Here is a 16,569-nt window from a genome sequence, read left to right as displayed (position 1 = left end):
GATGACTCCTCGAGCCGCTCCCTCCGGGGCGGCTTTTTTCTGTGCGCCTGCGGAGCGCGACGCGGGTCGGTGCCGAGGGGCGGGTCTCGCCCGAGAACGGCCCGCGCGGACATGGCCGCCCCGCCATCCGGCCCTTCGGGCAAAGCTGCGCGCTCCCGGACGGCGTCGGTCACGGTCGCGGGCCGCTCGACCCGGCGATGCCCCGTCCGTCGCACCGGATCCGTAACGCGAAAGCCCAGGCCGGGCGGACCCGACCTGGGCTCAGAGCGATCTCGGCGGAGTGCGAACTGAGCGGGGGCGAGCCGCCTCAGTACAGTCCGCCGGCCTGTGCGGCCCGGTCGGGATCAGGCGCGACCGCCGCGGGGGCAGCCGCCTGGCCGCCGCCGCCGCCGGAGGACGGCGCCGAGTAGGAATCCGGCGGCGCGGTGCCGGGCTTGAACGCCTCCAGGATCGTCCCGGCGCCCTCCCCCGAGCCGGCGCGGGTGCCGCTCGCGAGGTTGATGCGGATCAGCTTGATGCCCGGGGGCACGCGGAACGGCGTCGGCGGCTTGTCCTTGAGGGCCGTCTTGAGGAATTCCAGGGCGATCGGCGCCGCTAGGCCGCCGCCGGTGGCGCGGTCGCCGAGCGAGCGGGGCTTGTCGAAGCCGATATAGATGCCGACCGCCAGATCCGGCGAGAAGCCCACGAACCACGCGTCCTTGGCGTCGTTGGTCGTGCCGGTCTTGCCGGCGAGCGGCTTGCCGATCTGCTTCAGGATCGTGGCGGTGCCGCGCTGGACCACGCCCTCCATGATCGAGACCATCTGGTAGGCGGTCAGCGGGTCGAGCACCTGCTCGGAATCGTCCACCAGCTTCGGCTCGTCCTGGCCCGACCACTTCTCGGCGTCGCAGCCGATGCACTTGCGGTTGTCGTGCCGGTAGATCGTCTCGCCGATGCGGTCCTGGATCCGGTCGATCAAGGTCGGCCGGATGCGCCGGCCGCCGTTGGCCAGCATCGAGTAGGCGGTGACCATGCGCATGACCGTGGTCTCGCCCGCGCCGAGCGACATGGGCAGCACCGGCAGCATGTCGTCGTAGACGCCGAAGCGGCGGGCGTACTCGGCGATGAGCGGCATGCCGACATCCTTGGCGAGCCGGACCGTCATCAGGTTCTTCGAGTGCTCGATGCCGTAGCGCAGGGTGTGAGGGCCGCCCGACTTGCCGTCGTAGTTCGAGGGCGTCCAGGCCTCCTGGCCGGGGCCGGCCTCGATGGTGATCGGGGTGTCCTGGATGATCGAGGCGGGGGTGTAGCCGTTGTCCAGCGCCGCCGAGTAGACGATCGGCTTGAACGAGGAGCCGGGCTGGCGCATTGCCTGGGTGGCGCGGTTGAACTCGGACTCGTCGTACGAGAAGCCGCCGACCATCGCGTGCACGCGGCCCGTGTTCGGGTCCATGGCCACGATGGCGCCGGAGACCTCGGGCTTCTGGCGCAGGCGGAACTGGCCGCGGCCGCCGTCCATCGCCTCGACATAGACCATGTCGCCGGGCTGGAGGTTGGCGCGGCCGGCCCAGCGCATGCCCTCGGGGACGATCACGCCGGTCTCGCGGTCCTTGCCGACCTGGCCGGAGGCCTCGCGCCGGGGCTGCAGGCCGATCTGCACGCCGCCGCCGCCGTTGCCCAGCACCACGGCGAGCCGCCAGGGCGCCACGTCGCCGAGCGCCGGAACCTCGGCCGCCGCCATGCCCCAGTCGCGCCCGGTCAGGTCGACCTTGGTGACCGGACCGCGCCAGCCATGGGCCTGGTCGTAGCGCACGAGGCCGTCGACCAGCGCCTTGCGGGCCCAGGCCTGCATCTTCGGGTCGAGGGTCGTGCGCACCGAGAGGCCGCCCTCGTAGAGCTTCTTCTCGCCGTAGCGCTCGGAGATCTCGCGGCGGACCTCCTCGGTGAAGTAGTTGGCGTTGGCGGCGTTCGGGAAGGCGACGCGCGGGTTGACGCCGAGCGGCATCTTCTTGGCGGACTCCGCCTCCTCCCGGGTGATGTAGCCGTTCTCCGCCATCAGGCGGATGATCTCGTTGCGGCGGTCGAGGGCCGCCTGGGTCTTGCGGTAGGGGTGGTAGTTGTTCGGACCCTTCGGCAGGGCGGCGAGGTAGGCCGCCTCGTTGATGGTCAGCTCGTGGACCGACTTGCCGAAATAGTCGAGCGCGGCGGCCGCGACGCCGTGCAGGTTGCGGCCGGGCACGATCGTGCCGAGGAAGATCTCGTTGAGGTAGAGCTCGAGGATCTTGTCCTTCGAGTAGGCCGCCTCGATGCGGAGCGCCAGCAGCGCCTCCTTGATCTTGCGGTCGTAGGTCTGCTCTGAGGAGAGCAGGAAGTTCTTGGCGACCTGCTGGGTGATGGTCGAGGCGCCCTGCCGCTTGCCCGACTTGGCGTTGGTCAGGAAGGCGCGCACGATCCCCTCGGGGTCGATGCCGCCGTGCTTGTAGAAGTTCTTGTCCTCGGCCGACAGGAAGGCCGCCACGACGATCTTCGGCATCGCCTGGATCGGCAGGTACAGCCGGCGCTCGCGGGCGTACTCGGCCAGCAGCGAGCCGTCCGCCGCGTGGACGCGGGTCATCACCGGCGGCTCGTAATTGGAGAGCGCGGCGTGGTCGGGCAGGTCCTGGCTGTACTTCCAGTAGAAGTAACCGCCCACCGCCGCGCCGACCACGAACAGCACCGCGGCGGCGCTGAACAGGATCCCAAAGAAACGGAGGATCAGACGCATCCGGTGTTCCGCTCGTCGCTGGCCCGGCCGAATGCCGGAATCGGCTCATCCGGCGCGTGCACCCCGCGCGCTGCGCGGCCGGCCCCCGGACGGTCCCGTGAGACCCCCTCGGAATGCCGGTTTCGGCGGCCGTGCGACGGGGCGTCGGACGTCCCGTATCGACACTCTATCTATGGTGAAACTGGGGCGGCGGCCGCCGAGCGGCGCGTCGGGGCCGGCCGGCCGAGCGTGGCGCGGTTGGTGAAGAACTGGTCGATCGCCTTGGCCATGGAGCCGGTGACGTCGGCCCGCCACTCCGGCGATTGCAGCATCTCCAGGTCGCGCTTGCTGGAGAGGTAGCCGAGCTCCACGAGCACGCTCGGCACGTCGGGGGAGCGCAGCACCACGAAGCGCGCCTCGCGGTGGGGCTTGGCGCTCATCTTCATCACGGGGGCGAGCTGGCCCATCAGCGTGCGGGCGAAGCCCGACGAGAAGCCCCGCGTCTCGCGCAGGGTCAGCTCCTGCAGGATGTCGGCGATGTCCGGCGGCGCCTCGGCGGCGTCGACGCCCGCGGCGGAATCCGCCCGGTTCTCGCGCTCGGCGAGCTTGGCGGATTCGGCGTCCGTGGCCTTCTCGGAATTGGTGTAGATCGTGGCGCCGCTCACCTGGGGCGCCGCCGAGATCGAGTCCGCGTGGATCGACACGAACAGGTCGGCCCTGGCGTCGCGGGCGAGGCGCACCCGCTCGGCCAGCGGCACGAAAACGTCGCGGTCGCGGGTCATCCGGACCCGGTAGCGGCCGCCCGCCTCCAGCTTCGCCACGAGGGCCTGGGCGAAGCCGAACACGATGTCCTTCTCGAACACGCCGCCCACCGCGATGGCGCCGGGATCGGTGCCGCCGTGGCCGGCATCGACCATGATCAGCGGCCGCTGGTCGGCGGGCTCCGGCGCAGCGGCGCGGGCCTGGGCGGGGGCGGGATCGGCGGTGGCGGCGGCCTTGCGGAACGCGTCGCGGTCGGCGCGCTGCAGCGGGATCGTGAGCAGCACCGCGCCGTCGCGCGGCCGCGTCGCGGTCTCGATCTTCCCGACGATGGCGGGCGCGGTGAGGTCGATCACGATGCGGGACCGCCCGGGCGCGAACAGGCCGTAGCGGAAGCTCTGCACGAGGCCGTCGCGGCGGCTGCCGGTCCCGGAATCGAGCTGGAAGTTGACCTCGGGCAGGTCGATCACCGCCCGGTCGGGCCGCTCCATCACGAAGCCGCGGGCCTCGACGGCCCGGGACAGCGTCAGGGTGAGGCGCGTGGTGCCGGCCTGGCTCGCGAGGTCGGCCCCGATGGCGACGGCCGGCTTCTCGCCGTTCTGCGCAGCAGCCGGCGCCCCCGCCAGCGCCGGCAGCAGCGCGACGGCGAGGCGGAGCCATGCGGAACGGATCAGGCGCGCGCAGTTCGGCATCGGTCCGGTGTCGTCTCCCGTGCCCTCCGTTAAGGCATGGGACCGGCTTGGTTAACGGGCCGTTGCCGTCGCGGGTTCGATCGGGCCGGCCTTGTGGCCGGGATGCGACAAGTCCCGGCCGCCCGGGCGCCGCGCCTCAGCGGTACGCGACGGCCCGGCTCGCCTGCCCGACCACCGTGACCCAGCAGGTCAGGGACGCGTCGGCGGCCCGCTGGACCTCGCCGACCTGCAGGCGGATGACGTCGGCCGGCGAGCGGGCGCCCGAGAGCGCCCGCAGATGCGCGACGGCCGCCTCGCCCTCGCCGCGCACGTAGCGGGCGATGATCGAGCCGATCTCGACGACGTCGAGGCGGTCGGGGGTGAAGCTGTTTCGGTTCGCGGCCGCGGCGCGTCCCGGCCCCGCGCCCGGCACCGGCGGGGGGGCGATGTCGATCACCGCCTCGTCTCCGGAGTCGGCTTCGAACTCGGCTTCGGACGTCGTCGCGGCGGCTGTGGCCTCCTGGTCGGACGGGACGTCCACCGCGCTGTCGGGCGCGGTCTCGGCCGCGGCTTCGGACGCCCCACCGGGTACCGCGGCGGTCATGACGGCGTCCACCGTTTCGGCGCCGGTCCGGTTGGCCTCGGCGGAGTGGTCAGGCGCCGGAGCGGGCGCTGTTGCGGGCGCTTGAGCGGGTTCATCCGCCGCGATCGGGGCGGCTGCGGCCTGGATCTCGGGGGGGGCCGACGCGTCCTGCAACGGCTGGGGCGTCCCGGCGGGACGGCTCCTCGGTCGACGCGGCTTTCCCATCGCGCGATCTCCTCCTGTCGGCGTCGGCCCGTCTCGACGGAGCGGCGGCCGGAGGTCGTGCGCGGCCGGCTCGCCGGCGGTGTCGGCGCCGGGCCCGTGACGCCCGGGCGTCAGAGCGGGGGATCCGGCGGGCCTGGACGGCCCTGCCGGATCCCGGTCTTCGTGCCCCGATCGCGGACCGGGGCGGCCGGCCTCAGCGGGCGGCGGCGTTCTGCGCCAGGGTGCCGTAATCCTTGGCCTGGGCCTGGAGCGCGGCGAACTGGCTGCGGACGAACTCGGACTGGAGCTCGAACGCCTCGCGGAGATCCTTCGTGCGCACCAGCTTCTGGGCGAAGTCGAAGGTCGCGTTGGCGTTGGCCTGCGCGTGATCGAACCCCTTCGCGACCGCGGCGCTGAGGGTCGACTGGAAGGTCTGGCCCGAGGCCTGGACCTGCTCGGCGGCCTTCACGGCGTTCGCCATCATGGTGCCGACGGCGGTCCGGGCCTGATCGACGCTCTTGTCGGCGAAGTCGCGCATCTCGGTCGGGATCTCGAAGTTCGGGGTCTGCATCGATGTCTCCAGCATCATCCTTGGAGCGGGACGCCGCATGCGTCCGCGTTGACGCCCTTCTATATGTTGCACTGCAACAAGAAGTCAAGTGCAGGTTCGGGGCGCACTCACGGATCCGGAGGCCCGATAAAGTTCCGATCCGATGATGTCACGAAGTCATCGACACGGTGCCACGGCCCGATAGCAGGTTGCGAGCAAGCTACACCATTGACTCAGGCGGCTAAGATTGCTGATCCCGGCGAAAGTCCGATTGGCAAAAAACTATCTCCCTGTCCAGAGGGGCGCGAACGGATCGTGAATTCTTCTGGTATACCAAGCGCATCGGACGAGTCAGGACCGTTGCTCCAGGGCGAGCGCGGGTGGATGCTGCATCGCACCGGCCGCCGATTCGGCCAGGCCGGCGTAGAGCGCGCGGAGCGCCGCCGTGTGCGCCGCCAGACCCATCGGGGCCACCCGGAAGAGGCCGCGCGCCTCGGCCCCGAGGGCGGCCGCCAGGGCGTCGTCCCGGAGCGCCGCGAACGCCTCGGCGAGGGGCGCGATCTCCGGCGCGACCACGAAGCCGGTCCGGCCGTGCCGGACCTTCTCGGCGGCGCCGGAGCGGTCGGAAGCCACGACCGGAATGCCGGCCGCCAGCGCCTCGTAGACCGTGAGCGGCCCGGTCTCGTACCAGCGGGAGGGCGCGGCGAGCGCTCGGGCGCGGGCCCGGAGCGTCGCCCAGACCGCCTCGGGCCGCTGCCAGCCGATCACCTCGACGCCGTCCCGGGCGCGCAGCTCCGCCTCCAGGGGCCCGGCGCCGATGAACAGGGCCGGGAGCCCGGCGGCGCGGGCGGCGTCGGCCACGAGGTCGGCGCCCTTCTCCCGGGTGAGGCGCCCCACATAGGCGACGGCGTCGCCGCGGGCGGGCTCGGCCGCCGGCCCCTCCGGGAGCCGGACGGGATTGTCGATCCTGTGATGCGCTAGGGCGTAGCCGCCGAGGAGGGCGCCGAGCCGCTGGCGGCTGGCGTCGCAGACATGGACGACGTGGAGCGGGCGGCGCCGGCTGGCCCGGCCGACGACGTGACGCAGCGCCGCGGCGCGGGCGACGCGCACGGCCTTGTGCACCCGGCTGCGCGGGTCGCAGGGCGCCGCCAGGCAGGCGGCCGACATGGGCGCGAGCCCGCAGGGCTCGGCCCGGTCGAAGCGGTAGTAGACGCCGTTCGGGCAGGCCAGGGCGTAGTCGTGCAGCGTGACGACCAGCGGCACCCCGGTCTCCGACAGGACCGGGACGATCGCCGGCGACAGGGTCCGGGTCCACTGGTGCAGGTGGATGCAGTCCGGCGGCGCGGCTAGGCCGGCGAGGGCGTCGGCGAGCCGGCGTGCGGCGGCCGCGTGCCAGATCCCGGCGGCGGCGGCCCGCGCGGCGCCGAGCGACCAGATGTCGGGCAGACCGAGGTCGATCCGGCGGATGCCGGCATGGTCGAGGAGCGGGTCGACGGGACCCGGGATCGCCTGGATGTAAGTGACGCCGAGGCCGGCCTCGGCGAGCCCGCGGGCCGATTCGAGCGCGACCTTCTCGGCGCCGCCGCTGGCGGCCGCGAACTCGGCCAGGATCACGACGTGCACGGTGAACCCTCCCGGGGATCGCGTCGGTCCCGATCGGTCCCGATCGCTCTCGCGCGCCGGGAGGATGGGGCAGACCGGTTTACGGGCGATCAACCGCGGCCGGATACAGCTGTCGGTCCCGGATAGCAGCGGCGGAAGTCCTGACGTGCACGTCGTCCTCGTCGCAGACCACGCCGCGATCAACGGCGGCCAGGCCAAGGTCGCCATCGAATCCGCCCTGGGGCTCGCCGCCCGGGGGGTCCGCGTCAGCCTGTTCGCCGCGGTCGGCCCGGTGGACCCGCGGCTCGATCCGGCCGGCGTCCGGGTGGTCTGCCTAGACCAGGACGACGTCACCACGGCGCGCAGCAAGCTCGCCTTCGCGGCCCAGGCGATCTGGAACGGGCCGGCCTGCCGCGCCCTGGCGGCGGAACTCGCCGCCTGCGATCCCCGCGACACGCTGATCCACGTCCACGCCTTCGCCAAGGCGCTGTCGCCGTCGATCGGCACCGCGCTCCGGGCCTCGGGGCTGCCCTGCCTCTACACGATGCACGAGTTCTTCCTCGTCTGCCCGACCGGCGGCTTCTACGCCTACCCGGAGCAGCGGATCTGCCACCGCACCCCGATGTCGCCCGCCTGCATCGTGGCGAACTGCGACGCGCGCAGCTACCCGCGCAAGGTGGCCCGGATGGTCCGCCACGCCGGCCTCGCCCACGTGGCCCGGCTGCCGGAGCTGTTCGCCCACGTCATCACGATCAGCGACCTGCAGGAGAGCGTCGTGCGGCCGCTCCTGCCCCGCGGCACCGCCTTCCACCGGGTCGACAACCCCATCGCGGTGGCGCCGGCGCCGGTCCACGACGGGCCGCCGGGCGACTTCCTGTTCGTCGGGCGGATCTCCACCGAGAAGGGCGCGCCGATCTTCGCCGAGGCGGCCCGCCGGGCGGGCGTGCGGGCGGCCTTCGTGGGCGACGGCCCCGAACGGGCCGACCTCGCCGCGCGCTATCCCGAGGCGGTGATGCTCGGCTGGCGCGACGCCGCGGCCGTGCAGGCGCTGATGCGGCGGGCCCGGGCGCTGGTCTTCCCGAGCGTCTGGTACGAGGGCCAGCCGCTCACCGTCTACGAGGCGCTGGCCTGCGGCGCGCCGGTGATCGTGAGCGACGCCTGCGCGGGCCGCGAGGCCGTGGCCGACGGCGAGACCGGATTCTGGTTCCGCTCGGGCGACCCGGACGACCTCGCCGCGCACCTGCGCCGCCTGTCCGACGACGGCCTCGCCGCCCGGATGGGCCGGACCGCGCACGAGCGCTACTGGGCCGCGCCCCTGACCCTGGACACCCATCTCGACCGTCTCGAAGCCGTCTACGGGACGGTCCTGCGCGAGGCCGCGGCCCGCGTGCCGGCCCGCGGCCCGCTCGGGCGGCCGTTCGCGACCGCCTGAGGATGATTCCGCTGCGCACGTCCCTACGAGCGCAGCGAAGCAATCCAGGGCAGCGGGACGCCGCGGCACGCGGCGCGGTTCTGCGTCGCTCCGCTGCGCGCGCGATGACGGGGCGCACCGATCAGGCCCGAAAGATCGGAAACACCCGCCCTCCCTCGCGTTGATGCCCACCGGCACCCTTGCGTGCCTCCGTCACGGACGAGCGAGCGACATGGCCGAGACCCACAAGCCGAACGAGACCAAGCCGGGCTTCCAGCAGGGCAGCGCCAAGCCGGGCGACGCCAAGAACCCCGACAACAAGCAGGAGAAGCTGAACGAGCGCCTGGACGACGCCCTAGAGGAGACCTTCCCGTCGAGCGACCCGGTCTCGGTGAAGGTCACCAAGTAGGTCCCGCGCGGGAGGGCGGATCAGGCCGCCCGGTCGTCCGGGACCGCCGCCCGCGCGCGGTCGATCAGGCGGCGGGCCTCGGCGCCCGGGACCGGGCGGCTGAACAGGAAGCCCTGCACCTCGTCGTAGCCCTCGGCGCGGAGCATCGCGAGCTGCTCGGCGGTCTCGACGCCCTCGGCGGTGGTGGCGATGCCGAGGCTGGTGCCCAGGCTCGCCACCGCGCGCACGATCGCCGTGCAGTGGGTGTTCTCGCCGACCTGGCTCACGAAGGAGCGGTCGAGCTTGATCTTGTCGAACGGGAAGCTGCGCAGGTAGCCGAGGCTGGAATAGCCGGTCCCGAAATCGTCCATCGCGATCCGGATGCCCATGGCCCGCAACGCGTGCAGCGTCGCGAGGTTGGCGGCGCTGTCGGCGAGCAGGACCGATTCGGTGATCTCCAGCTCGAGGCGCCGCGGGTCGAGCCCCGCGGCGGCGAGCGCCCCGCGCACGGTCTCGACCAGGTCGCGGTTGCGGAACTGGATCGGGGAGAGGTTCACGGCGAGCCGGATCGCCTCCGGCCAGGTCGCCGCCTCGGCGAAGGCGGTCTGCATCACCCAGGCGCCGATCGGCACGATCAGGCCGGTCTCCTCGGCGAGCGGCACGAACTCGGCCGGAGAGACCGGGCCGTGCTCCGGGTGGTGCCAGCGCAGCAGCGCCTCGAAGGCGAGGATCCGACCGGCGCGGGCATCCATCAGCGGCTGGTAGACCAGCGAGAACTGGCCGCGGGCGAAAGCCTCGCGCAGCTCGTTCTCGCGCCGCCGCCGCGCCTGCACCCAGGCATCCATCTCCGGCTCGAAGCACCGGAAGGTGCCGCCGCCCTCGGCCTTCGCCCGGTAGAGGGCGAGGTCGGCGTTCTTCATCAGCGTCTCGGGATCGGTGCCGTCCCGGGGCAGGCAGGCGACGCCGATGCTGGTGCCGATGTGGCAATCCTGGCCGTCCAGCCGGAAGGGGCGGCCGAGCTCGGCGATCACCCGCGCGACCAGCCCGTCGGCCAGCGCCGGGAGGTCCGGCCCGCGCACCAGGATGGCGAACTCGTCGCCGCCGAGCCGGGCCACGAGGTCGTCCTCGCGCAGGCAGCGGGCGATCCGCTCGGCCGCCTCGCGCAGCAGCGCGTCGCCGACCGGGTGGCCCAGCGTGTCGTTGACGATCTTGAACTTGTCGAGGTCGAGGCAGAGCAGCACCGCCGCCTCGCCGTCCCGGGCGTGGCGGGCGATCGCCTCGGCGAGGCGGTCCCGGAACAGCACGCGGTTCGGCAGCCCGGTGAGCGCGTCGTGATGGGCCATGTGGGCGATGCGGGCCTCGGCCCGGCGCCGCTCGGTCATGTCGATGGCGGCCTCGAGCACGGCCTGCCGCCCCTCGAACGGCATCGCCCGCTGGAACAGGGACACCTCGATCGCCGAGCCGTCGGCGCGGCGGTGGAGGGTGCCGGTGGGCGGCAGGCCGGGTGCCGGCGCCGCGTCGGCGGCCATGGCGAGATCGGCCGGCGCCCGCTCCAGGAACTGCTCGCGGCTGTAGCCGTAATGGGCGATGGCCGCGTCGTTGACCGCCAGGAACCGGTCGCGCGCGTCGGCCACGACCCACATCGGCACCGGGTTGTTCTCGAACAGGAGCCGGAACGAGGCCTCCCGGGCCTTGATGTCGCCGACATCCGTCATCGTGACCGAGACGAGATCGCCGACGCAGCCCGCCTCGACCTTGAGGTAGAGCGTGCCGCCGTCGGAGCGGGGACGGCTCAGCTCGAAGGCCGCGCGCCCGCCCCGCTCGACCATGGCGGCGAGCGTCGCGATCGTCCGCGCGGTGACGGCCCCCGGGAAGAGCTGGCCCACGCGCTGCCACTGCAGGGCGGCGGCGGGGCGTTCCAGCAGGCGCTCGGCCCCGCGGTTGAGGGCGACGATCTTGAAATCGACCGGCCGGCCGGCCGCGTCCCGGACCGTGCTGAGGGCCAGGATGCCCTGGTCGGTGGCGGTGAACATCGCCTGGACCAGCTCGGTCCGGACGCTCGCCCCGTCGAACCCGACCAGCACGAACGGCTCGCCCCAGCGGTTGCCCAGGGGCACGCCGACGAGGCGGGTCGACGTCACCACCCCGGCGGCGAGGCGATCGCACCGGGCGTAGGCGGGCTGGCCGGACGTGAGGGCGGCCGCGACCATCTCGTCGACGGGCTCGCGCAGCTCGATCGGGAGCGCGTCGACTGGGAGGGTCTCCGTCGGGATGATCTCGGCCGGGACGATCCCGGACAACGCGCCCTCCGCGCCTTCGGCACCCTGCGCGAGCCAGGCGCCGAAGACCTGGCCCGCCCAGAGGATCCGGGCGGCCCGCCCGTCGCGGGTCGTCACCAGGGCGGCCCGGTCGGCGAGGCGGCCGAGGCTCCCGAGCACGACGGCCTCGTAGGACGGGATCGGCGCCCCCGGCGTCCGGCAATCCTGCCAGTGCCGGAGGAGGTTCTTGCCCGTCTGTCCGTCGTCGTGCTGCGCGCTCACCGAGCCGCCCCAGTTGTTCACCAGGTGCCAGGAAGCAGGGACTTCGTTTAAGCCGGGTTCATATGCCGACTTATAATCCCATGATACGTACTATTCCCCAGCTCTAGCCAGGATTTCAGGCAGACTCGAGCAGCCGGCGGGCGATCACCTGCGCCTGGATCTCCGCAGCGCCCTCGAAGATCGAGAGGATGCGCGCGTCGCACAGGATCCGGCTCACCGGGTACTCGAGCGCGAAGCCGTTGCCGCCGTGGATCTGGAGGGCGTTGTCGGCCGCCGCCCAGGCGACGCGGGCGCCGAGCAGCTTCGCCATCCCGGCCTCTAGGTCGCAGCGCTTGCCCTCGTCTTTCTCGCGGGCCGAGAAGTAGGTGAGCTGGCGGGCGATGTTGATCTCCACCGCCATCATGGCGAGCTTGTCGGCCACCCGCGGGAAGTTCACCAGCGCCTTACCGAACTGGACCCGCTCCTCGGCGTAGCGCAGGCCGACGTCGAGGGCCGACTGGGCGACGCCGATGGCGCGGGCCGCGGTCTGGATGCGGGCCGACTCGAAGGTCTGCATCAGCTGGGCGAAGCCCTTGCCCTCGACCTCGCCGAGCAGGTTGCCGCCCGGCACCTCGAAGCCCTCGAAGGCGAGCTCGTACTCCTTCATGCCGCGGTAGCCGAGCACCTCGATCTCGCCGCCCGACAGGCCCTGGACCGGGAAGGGATCCTCATCCGTGCCGCGGGGCTTCTCGGCGATCAGCATGGAGAGGCCCTTGTGGCCCTTCTCCTCGGGCTTGGTGCGCACCAGCACCGTCATGATGTCGGCGCGGACCGGGTGGGTGATCCAGGTCTTGTTGCCGGTGATCTTCCAGACGTCGCCCTCCTTCACCGCGCGGGTGCGCAGGCTCGCGAGGTCGGAACCGGTGTTCGGCTCGGTGAAGACAGCGGTGGGCAGGATGTCGCCGGAGGCGATCTTCGGCAGGAAGCGCTGCTTCTGCTCCTCGGTGCCGCCGCACAGGATCAGCTCCGCGGCGATCTCCGAGCGGGTGCCCAGCGAGCCGACGCCGATATAGGCGCGGGACAGCTCCTCCGAGACCACGCACATGGCGGTCTTCGGCAGGCCCATGCCGCCGTACTCCTCGGGGATCGTCAGGCCGAAGACGCCGAGTTCGGCCATCTTCTGCACGATCTCCATCGGGATGTAGGCGTTCTTCAGGTGCCACTCGTGCGCCTGATCGACCACCTCGGCCTTGCCGAAGCGGCGCATCTCGGAGCGGATCGCCTCCATGTCCTCGTCGAGGCCCGAGGCGCCGACGGTCGCCGAGCCGCCGCCGTCGCGCATCAGCGCCACCAGGGCGGCGCGGTTCTCGGGGGTGTTGCCCTCGGCGATCAGAGTCTCGACCGCGTCCGTGCGGTACGGGGCCACCTCCTTGGCGGAGAGGCCGAGCGACCCGGTGACGCGGACCATCTCGCCCTGGCTCATCGGGATGCCGGAGAACAGCTGGTCGAGATACTCGCCGGCGCCGATCCGGACGAGGAGCGCCTCGGTCTCGCCGAACCGGCCCTCCCCTTGCAGGCGCTCGGCGTAGCCGCCGAGCTCGTTCACCGCCTCCGCGTAGGTCGCGAGCCACGCGAGCCCGTGGGCGGCGTGCTGCTGGCCCTCGAGCTTGGCCGCGTCGATCCGCCCGTCCGTCCCGAGGATCCGCGTGCGGACCCGGCGCGTGGCCTCGGCGGCCAGCGCCTTCGCGCTCTCACCGGCGGCCTTGGTGAGGGCCACGAGATCCTGCGGCTCGGTCTGGATGGCGGGGGATGCGGACATGGTTCTCTGCTCGCGTGGCGTCTTCTTGGATCGGGTCTTTTAACCTGCCGCGGTCCGGAGCCGAAGCAGATTTCGTTTGTCCCGCCTTGAACTGAAGTTGAATACCGGGGCTGGCGGGCCGGCGCGCAGCCCTGCGAAGTCAAGGCCTGACCGGCGCGGCGACGCGCGACGCTCCGGACACTGATGATCGTGCCTTCAGCCTACCGAAACCTACTCGCCGGACGGCCCCGGCTCAGCGCCTCTGCTCGCACCGGGTCTTCAGGTAGGACCCGTCCTCGCCCTTGAAGCCGGCATTGGCCGCCAGGACCGGACCCTGGACGAGGCATTCCTGGAGCGTGTGGGCCGGGCCCGTCACCACGTCGATAGCGGTCTCGCGCGAGCAGTCCGGGGCCTGGACGGAGGCGGCGCAGATGAGGGCGACGACGATGATCTGGTTCATGGGGCCTCCCGTGCGGGCCCGGCTCACGAGACGGCGGGCGGCGTCTACCGAAAGATGGACCGCCCGACCTTGTTCCCTTGGTCCGGCCGCCCCGACGTGGCGCCGATGTCGCGCCGTCACACCAGCCCGGCGAGATCCGCACCGGCCTCGATCCGGTCGGGGGCGGGCACGCGGCCCTCGCCCAGCAGGTGGAGGAACGCCGTGAAGGCGGGGTTGCGGCCGATGCTGCAGGCGGCCACCGCGCGGTTGTCGCGGACGTAGTAGGCGATGAAGTCGAGCGCCGCCGGGTCGCCCTGCAGGATGATCCGCTCGAAATCCGGCGCGTAGCCGCCGTAATCCAGGCGCTTGTCGCCCTGGTTGCTCCAGAAGAACGGCGCCCCCGCGAAGGCGCCGGTGGCGCCGAGCATCGCCCGGGCGACGTGCGTGCCGTGCTGCTGCGCCAGCCGCCAGTGCTCGATCCGCGCCGTGACGCCGCTGCCGCGCTCCGGGAAGGCCGCGATGTCGCCCGCGACCCAGACGTTGTCGGCGAGCTTCAGGTCGGCGCCGACCGGGAGGCCGCCGGACTCGTCCGGCTCCACCCCGGCGACGATCCCGGTCTCCGGCGCGGCGCCGGCGCCGATCAGCACGAGGTCGGCCGGAAGCCGCGCGCCGTCCTCGATCTCGACGGCATCGACGGAGCCGGTGCCGGCGATCCGCGCGACCGTGCCGGTCACGAAGGTCACGCCGTTGCCGGCGTGGTAGCGCTTCAGCGCCGCGCCCACGGCCTCGCCGAAGCGCTTGGCGAAGGGGACCTGCTCCCGGGACAGGACCGTCACCGACAGGCCGCGCTTGGTCAGGAAGGCCGCGGCCTCCAGGCCGATGAAGCCCGCGCCGATCACCACCACGCGCGTCGCCCGTTCCGCCGCGGCGCTGAGGCGCACCGCGTCGTCGAGGCTGCGCAGGGTCATCACGCCGTCGAGATCCCTTCCCTCGAAGTCCGGCACCACCGCGCGGCTGCCGGTGGCGATCAGCAGCGCGTCGCCGGTGAGTGTGCGCCCGTCCGCCAGCGCGACGCTCCGGCCGGCCGGATCGATCCGGGTCGCCTCGGCCTCGACCCGCTCGACCCGGTGGGCGGCGGCGAAATCCGGCTCCAGCAGGGTCTTCTCGGCCGGGGTGGGCTTGGCCAGGAACTGCTTGGACAGCTTGGTCCGGTCGTAGGGCGGGTGGCCCTCGCGGCCAACCAGGGTGATCGCCCCCGCGAAGCCCTCGCGCCGGAGCGTGGTGACGCAGGCGGCGGCGGCCGCACCGGTGCCGACGATCAGGACCGTCCCGACCGGGGTCTCGGCCTCTCGCCTCGGGGCCGGCTCGGGCGTCAGCGTCGCCACCGCCTCGCCGCCCTCGATCCGGACGGGATAGCGGGTCAGCGCCTCCAGCGCCGGCGGCTCCTCTAGGCTGCCGTCGGCGACCGCGAAGGCCGCCTTGTGCCAGGGGCAGTAGAGCCGGCCGCCGCAGATCTCGCCCTTGGCCAGCGGCGCGCCGAGATGCGGGCACTTCGCCTGGAAGGCGCGCACCCCGTCGGCGTCGCGCACGAACAGCACCGCGTCGTCGCCCGCGGCCCCCTCGCCCTTGCCCTCGGCCTTGCCGCCGAGAGGGATCGCGTCGAGGGCGAGGCGGATCTCGCGGGGCTTGTCCTGGTTCATCCTCGCCTCGCGCGGTGCCGGCCCGGGCCGATCCGGCCCGCGCGCATCAAACCGCGAGGGCGCGAAGGGTTTCCGCGCCTTCCGTCGCAGGGGTCGCGGCCTCGGCGGCGACCGCCCGCGGCCATCTCAGCCGCGGCTCGCCACCGCCACGCCGAGGGCGGCGAGCGCCATGCCGGCGCCCTGCACGGGGGTCAGCACCTCGCCGAACAGCAGGTAACCGAGGACGGCCGCGACCGGCGGCACGAGGAAGAACAGGGCGGCGACGCCCGCCACCGCGCCCCGCCGGATCAGCACCAGCAGCAGCAGGATCCCGGCGACCGAGTTGACCAGGACCGCCCAGCTGAGGCCGAGCCACAGGGCGGGCGCCGGATCGAACGCGGTGCCGCCGAAGGCGAGCGCCAGCGGGATGGCGCAGGCCATGCCGCCGACGAACTGGAGGGTCGCGCCGGCCAGGAGATCGACCTGGCCGCCGGTGCGCTTCTGCCAGAGCGTGCCGAGGGTCAGCGCCAGCACCCCCAGGAGGCTGACGGCGAGCGCCGCCGGCGGGATCCCGGACGGGTCCGTGGCGCCGAGCTTCGGGGCGAGCACGAGGCCGGTGCCGACGAAGCCCATGAGGATCCCGAGCGCCCGCCGGCCGCTGACGCGCTCGCCCAGCAGCGGCTGCGCCAGGAGCGCGGTGAGCAGCGGCTGGAGGCTACCGACGAGCGCCGCGATGCCGGCCGGCAGCCCGTGGCTCACCGCCCAGAAGACGCCCGACAGGTAGACGCCCTGCATCAGGAAGCCCGCGACGACCGGGTCGCGCCACCCCGCCCGGTCCGCCGGCCAGCGCACCCGGGCGGCCGCGGCGATCAGGGCCAGCACCAGGGCGACGGCCGTGAAGCGGATTGCGGTGAAGGCCAGCGGATCGACGTGCGGCACGACCGCCCGGGCCGAGATGAAGCCCGTGGCCCAGATCGGGATGAACAGCGCCGGGAGAGCGCCGGACGCGAGCGTCGACGGGCGGGAGAGTGTAGGCATGGCCGCCGGACGGAGCATGCCGGCGCGCCCGGCGCAACGGTGATCTTGCCCACGGGGCGCGACCGGCACCGGCGTGGCGCGGACGCGTCACCGGCCGCCGATCGGGACCGGAGCGGGCCGACGGCGTTGACGCGCGGGTGCCGGCGCCGTTCATCGGCGGACCTCTCCCGGAGAGGGCCGCCCCGAGGATCGCGCGATCGAGGATC

The 16,569-nt window shown here is 73.0% G+C and carries 12 protein-coding genes; 2 read left to right on the top strand and 10 right to left on the bottom strand.

The features are described 5' to 3' along the window. Positions 1 to 307: 307 nt before the first annotated feature. The 5 genes from ACQKQD_RS17400 to ACQKQD_RS17380 all read right to left on the bottom strand — a co-directional run bounded on the left by ACQKQD_RS17400 (position 308) and on the right by ACQKQD_RS17380 (position 7,112). Positions 308 to 2,743 carry a penicillin-binding protein 1A gene (locus tag ACQKQD_RS17400; RefSeq protein WP_056533724.1) on the bottom strand — a complete coding sequence of 812 codons (2,436 nt, stop codon included), beginning with the start codon at positions 2,741 to 2,743 and terminating at the stop codon, positions 308 to 310. A gap of 170 nt (positions 2,744 to 2,913) precedes the next feature. Beyond that, on the bottom strand, positions 2,914 to 4,173 hold the full coding sequence (locus tag ACQKQD_RS17395; protein ID WP_427508990.1) for an N-acetylmuramoyl-L-alanine amidase: 1,260 nt from the start codon (positions 4,171 to 4,173) through the stop codon (positions 2,914 to 2,916). Positions 4,174 to 4,309: 136 nt separating this feature from the next. Beyond that, the gene (locus ACQKQD_RS17390) at positions 4,310 to 4,756 is read right to left on the bottom strand and encodes a hypothetical protein (protein ID WP_427508989.1); all 447 of its coding nucleotides are present in this window, start codon (positions 4,754 to 4,756) and stop codon (positions 4,310 to 4,312) included. A 397-nt stretch (positions 4,757 to 5,153) separates the two neighbouring features. After that, entirely contained in the window at positions 5,154 to 5,510 is a 357-nt protein-coding gene (locus ACQKQD_RS17385; RefSeq protein WP_026605054.1) for a phasin, read from the bottom strand. Between the two features lie 330 nt (positions 5,511 to 5,840). Beyond that, positions 5,841 to 7,112: a glycosyltransferase gene (locus ACQKQD_RS17380; protein WP_427508988.1), complete on the bottom strand. Its 1,272-nt coding sequence runs from the start codon at positions 7,110 to 7,112 to the stop codon at positions 5,841 to 5,843. 145 nt (positions 7,113 to 7,257) lie between these two features. On the opposite strand from ACQKQD_RS17380, the gene ACQKQD_RS17375 reads away from it, so the two are divergent. Together ACQKQD_RS17375 and ACQKQD_RS17370 are read left to right on the top strand one after the other, a co-directional pair. Then, on the top strand, positions 7,258 to 8,523 hold the full coding sequence (locus ACQKQD_RS17375) for a glycosyltransferase family 4 protein (RefSeq protein WP_427508987.1): 1,266 nt from the start codon (positions 7,258 to 7,260) through the stop codon (positions 8,521 to 8,523). A gap of 211 nt (positions 8,524 to 8,734) precedes the next feature. Continuing rightward, complete coding sequence (locus ACQKQD_RS17370; RefSeq protein WP_165923182.1) at positions 8,735 to 8,911, top strand: hypothetical protein; 177 nt, start codon at positions 8,735 to 8,737, stop codon at positions 8,909 to 8,911. A gap of 20 nt (positions 8,912 to 8,931) precedes the next feature. On the opposite strand, the gene ACQKQD_RS17365 is transcribed toward ACQKQD_RS17370, so the two are convergent. The 5 genes from ACQKQD_RS17365 to ACQKQD_RS17345 all read right to left on the bottom strand — a co-directional run bounded on the left by ACQKQD_RS17365 (position 8,932) and on the right by ACQKQD_RS17345 (position 16,381). Next, positions 8,932 to 11,451, bottom strand: a complete 2,520-nt coding sequence (locus tag ACQKQD_RS17365; protein ID WP_427508986.1) for a putative bifunctional diguanylate cyclase/phosphodiesterase — start codon at positions 11,449 to 11,451, stop codon at positions 8,932 to 8,934. Between the two features lie 94 nt (positions 11,452 to 11,545). Continuing rightward, the gene (locus tag ACQKQD_RS17360) at positions 11,546 to 13,228 is read right to left on the bottom strand and encodes an acyl-CoA dehydrogenase family protein (RefSeq protein WP_100252510.1); all 1,683 of its coding nucleotides are present in this window, start codon (positions 13,226 to 13,228) and stop codon (positions 11,546 to 11,548) included. A 232-nt stretch (positions 13,229 to 13,460) separates the two neighbouring features. Next, a complete protein-coding gene (locus ACQKQD_RS17355; RefSeq protein ID WP_012321270.1) occupies positions 13,461 to 13,667 on the bottom strand; it encodes a hypothetical protein in 207 nt (68 codons plus the stop codon). 116 nt (positions 13,668 to 13,783) lie between these two features. Further along, positions 13,784 to 15,346, bottom strand: coding sequence for an FAD-dependent oxidoreductase (locus ACQKQD_RS17350; RefSeq protein WP_427508985.1), 1,563 nt, complete (start codon positions 15,344 to 15,346; stop codon positions 13,784 to 13,786). Positions 15,347 to 15,472: 126 nt separating this feature from the next. After that, on the bottom strand, positions 15,473 to 16,381 hold the full coding sequence (locus tag ACQKQD_RS17345) for a DMT family transporter (protein ID WP_042675836.1): 909 nt from the start codon (positions 16,379 to 16,381) through the stop codon (positions 15,473 to 15,475). Between the last annotated feature and the right edge of the window lie 188 nt (positions 16,382 to 16,569).

This window comes from Methylobacterium sp. NPDC080182 (genome assembly GCF_050281105.1).
Taxonomy (GTDB): Bacteria; Pseudomonadota; Alphaproteobacteria; order Rhizobiales; family Beijerinckiaceae; genus Methylobacterium.
Note: the sequence above shows the minus strand (reverse complement) of the source record. Positions and strands in the feature narration are given on the sequence as shown.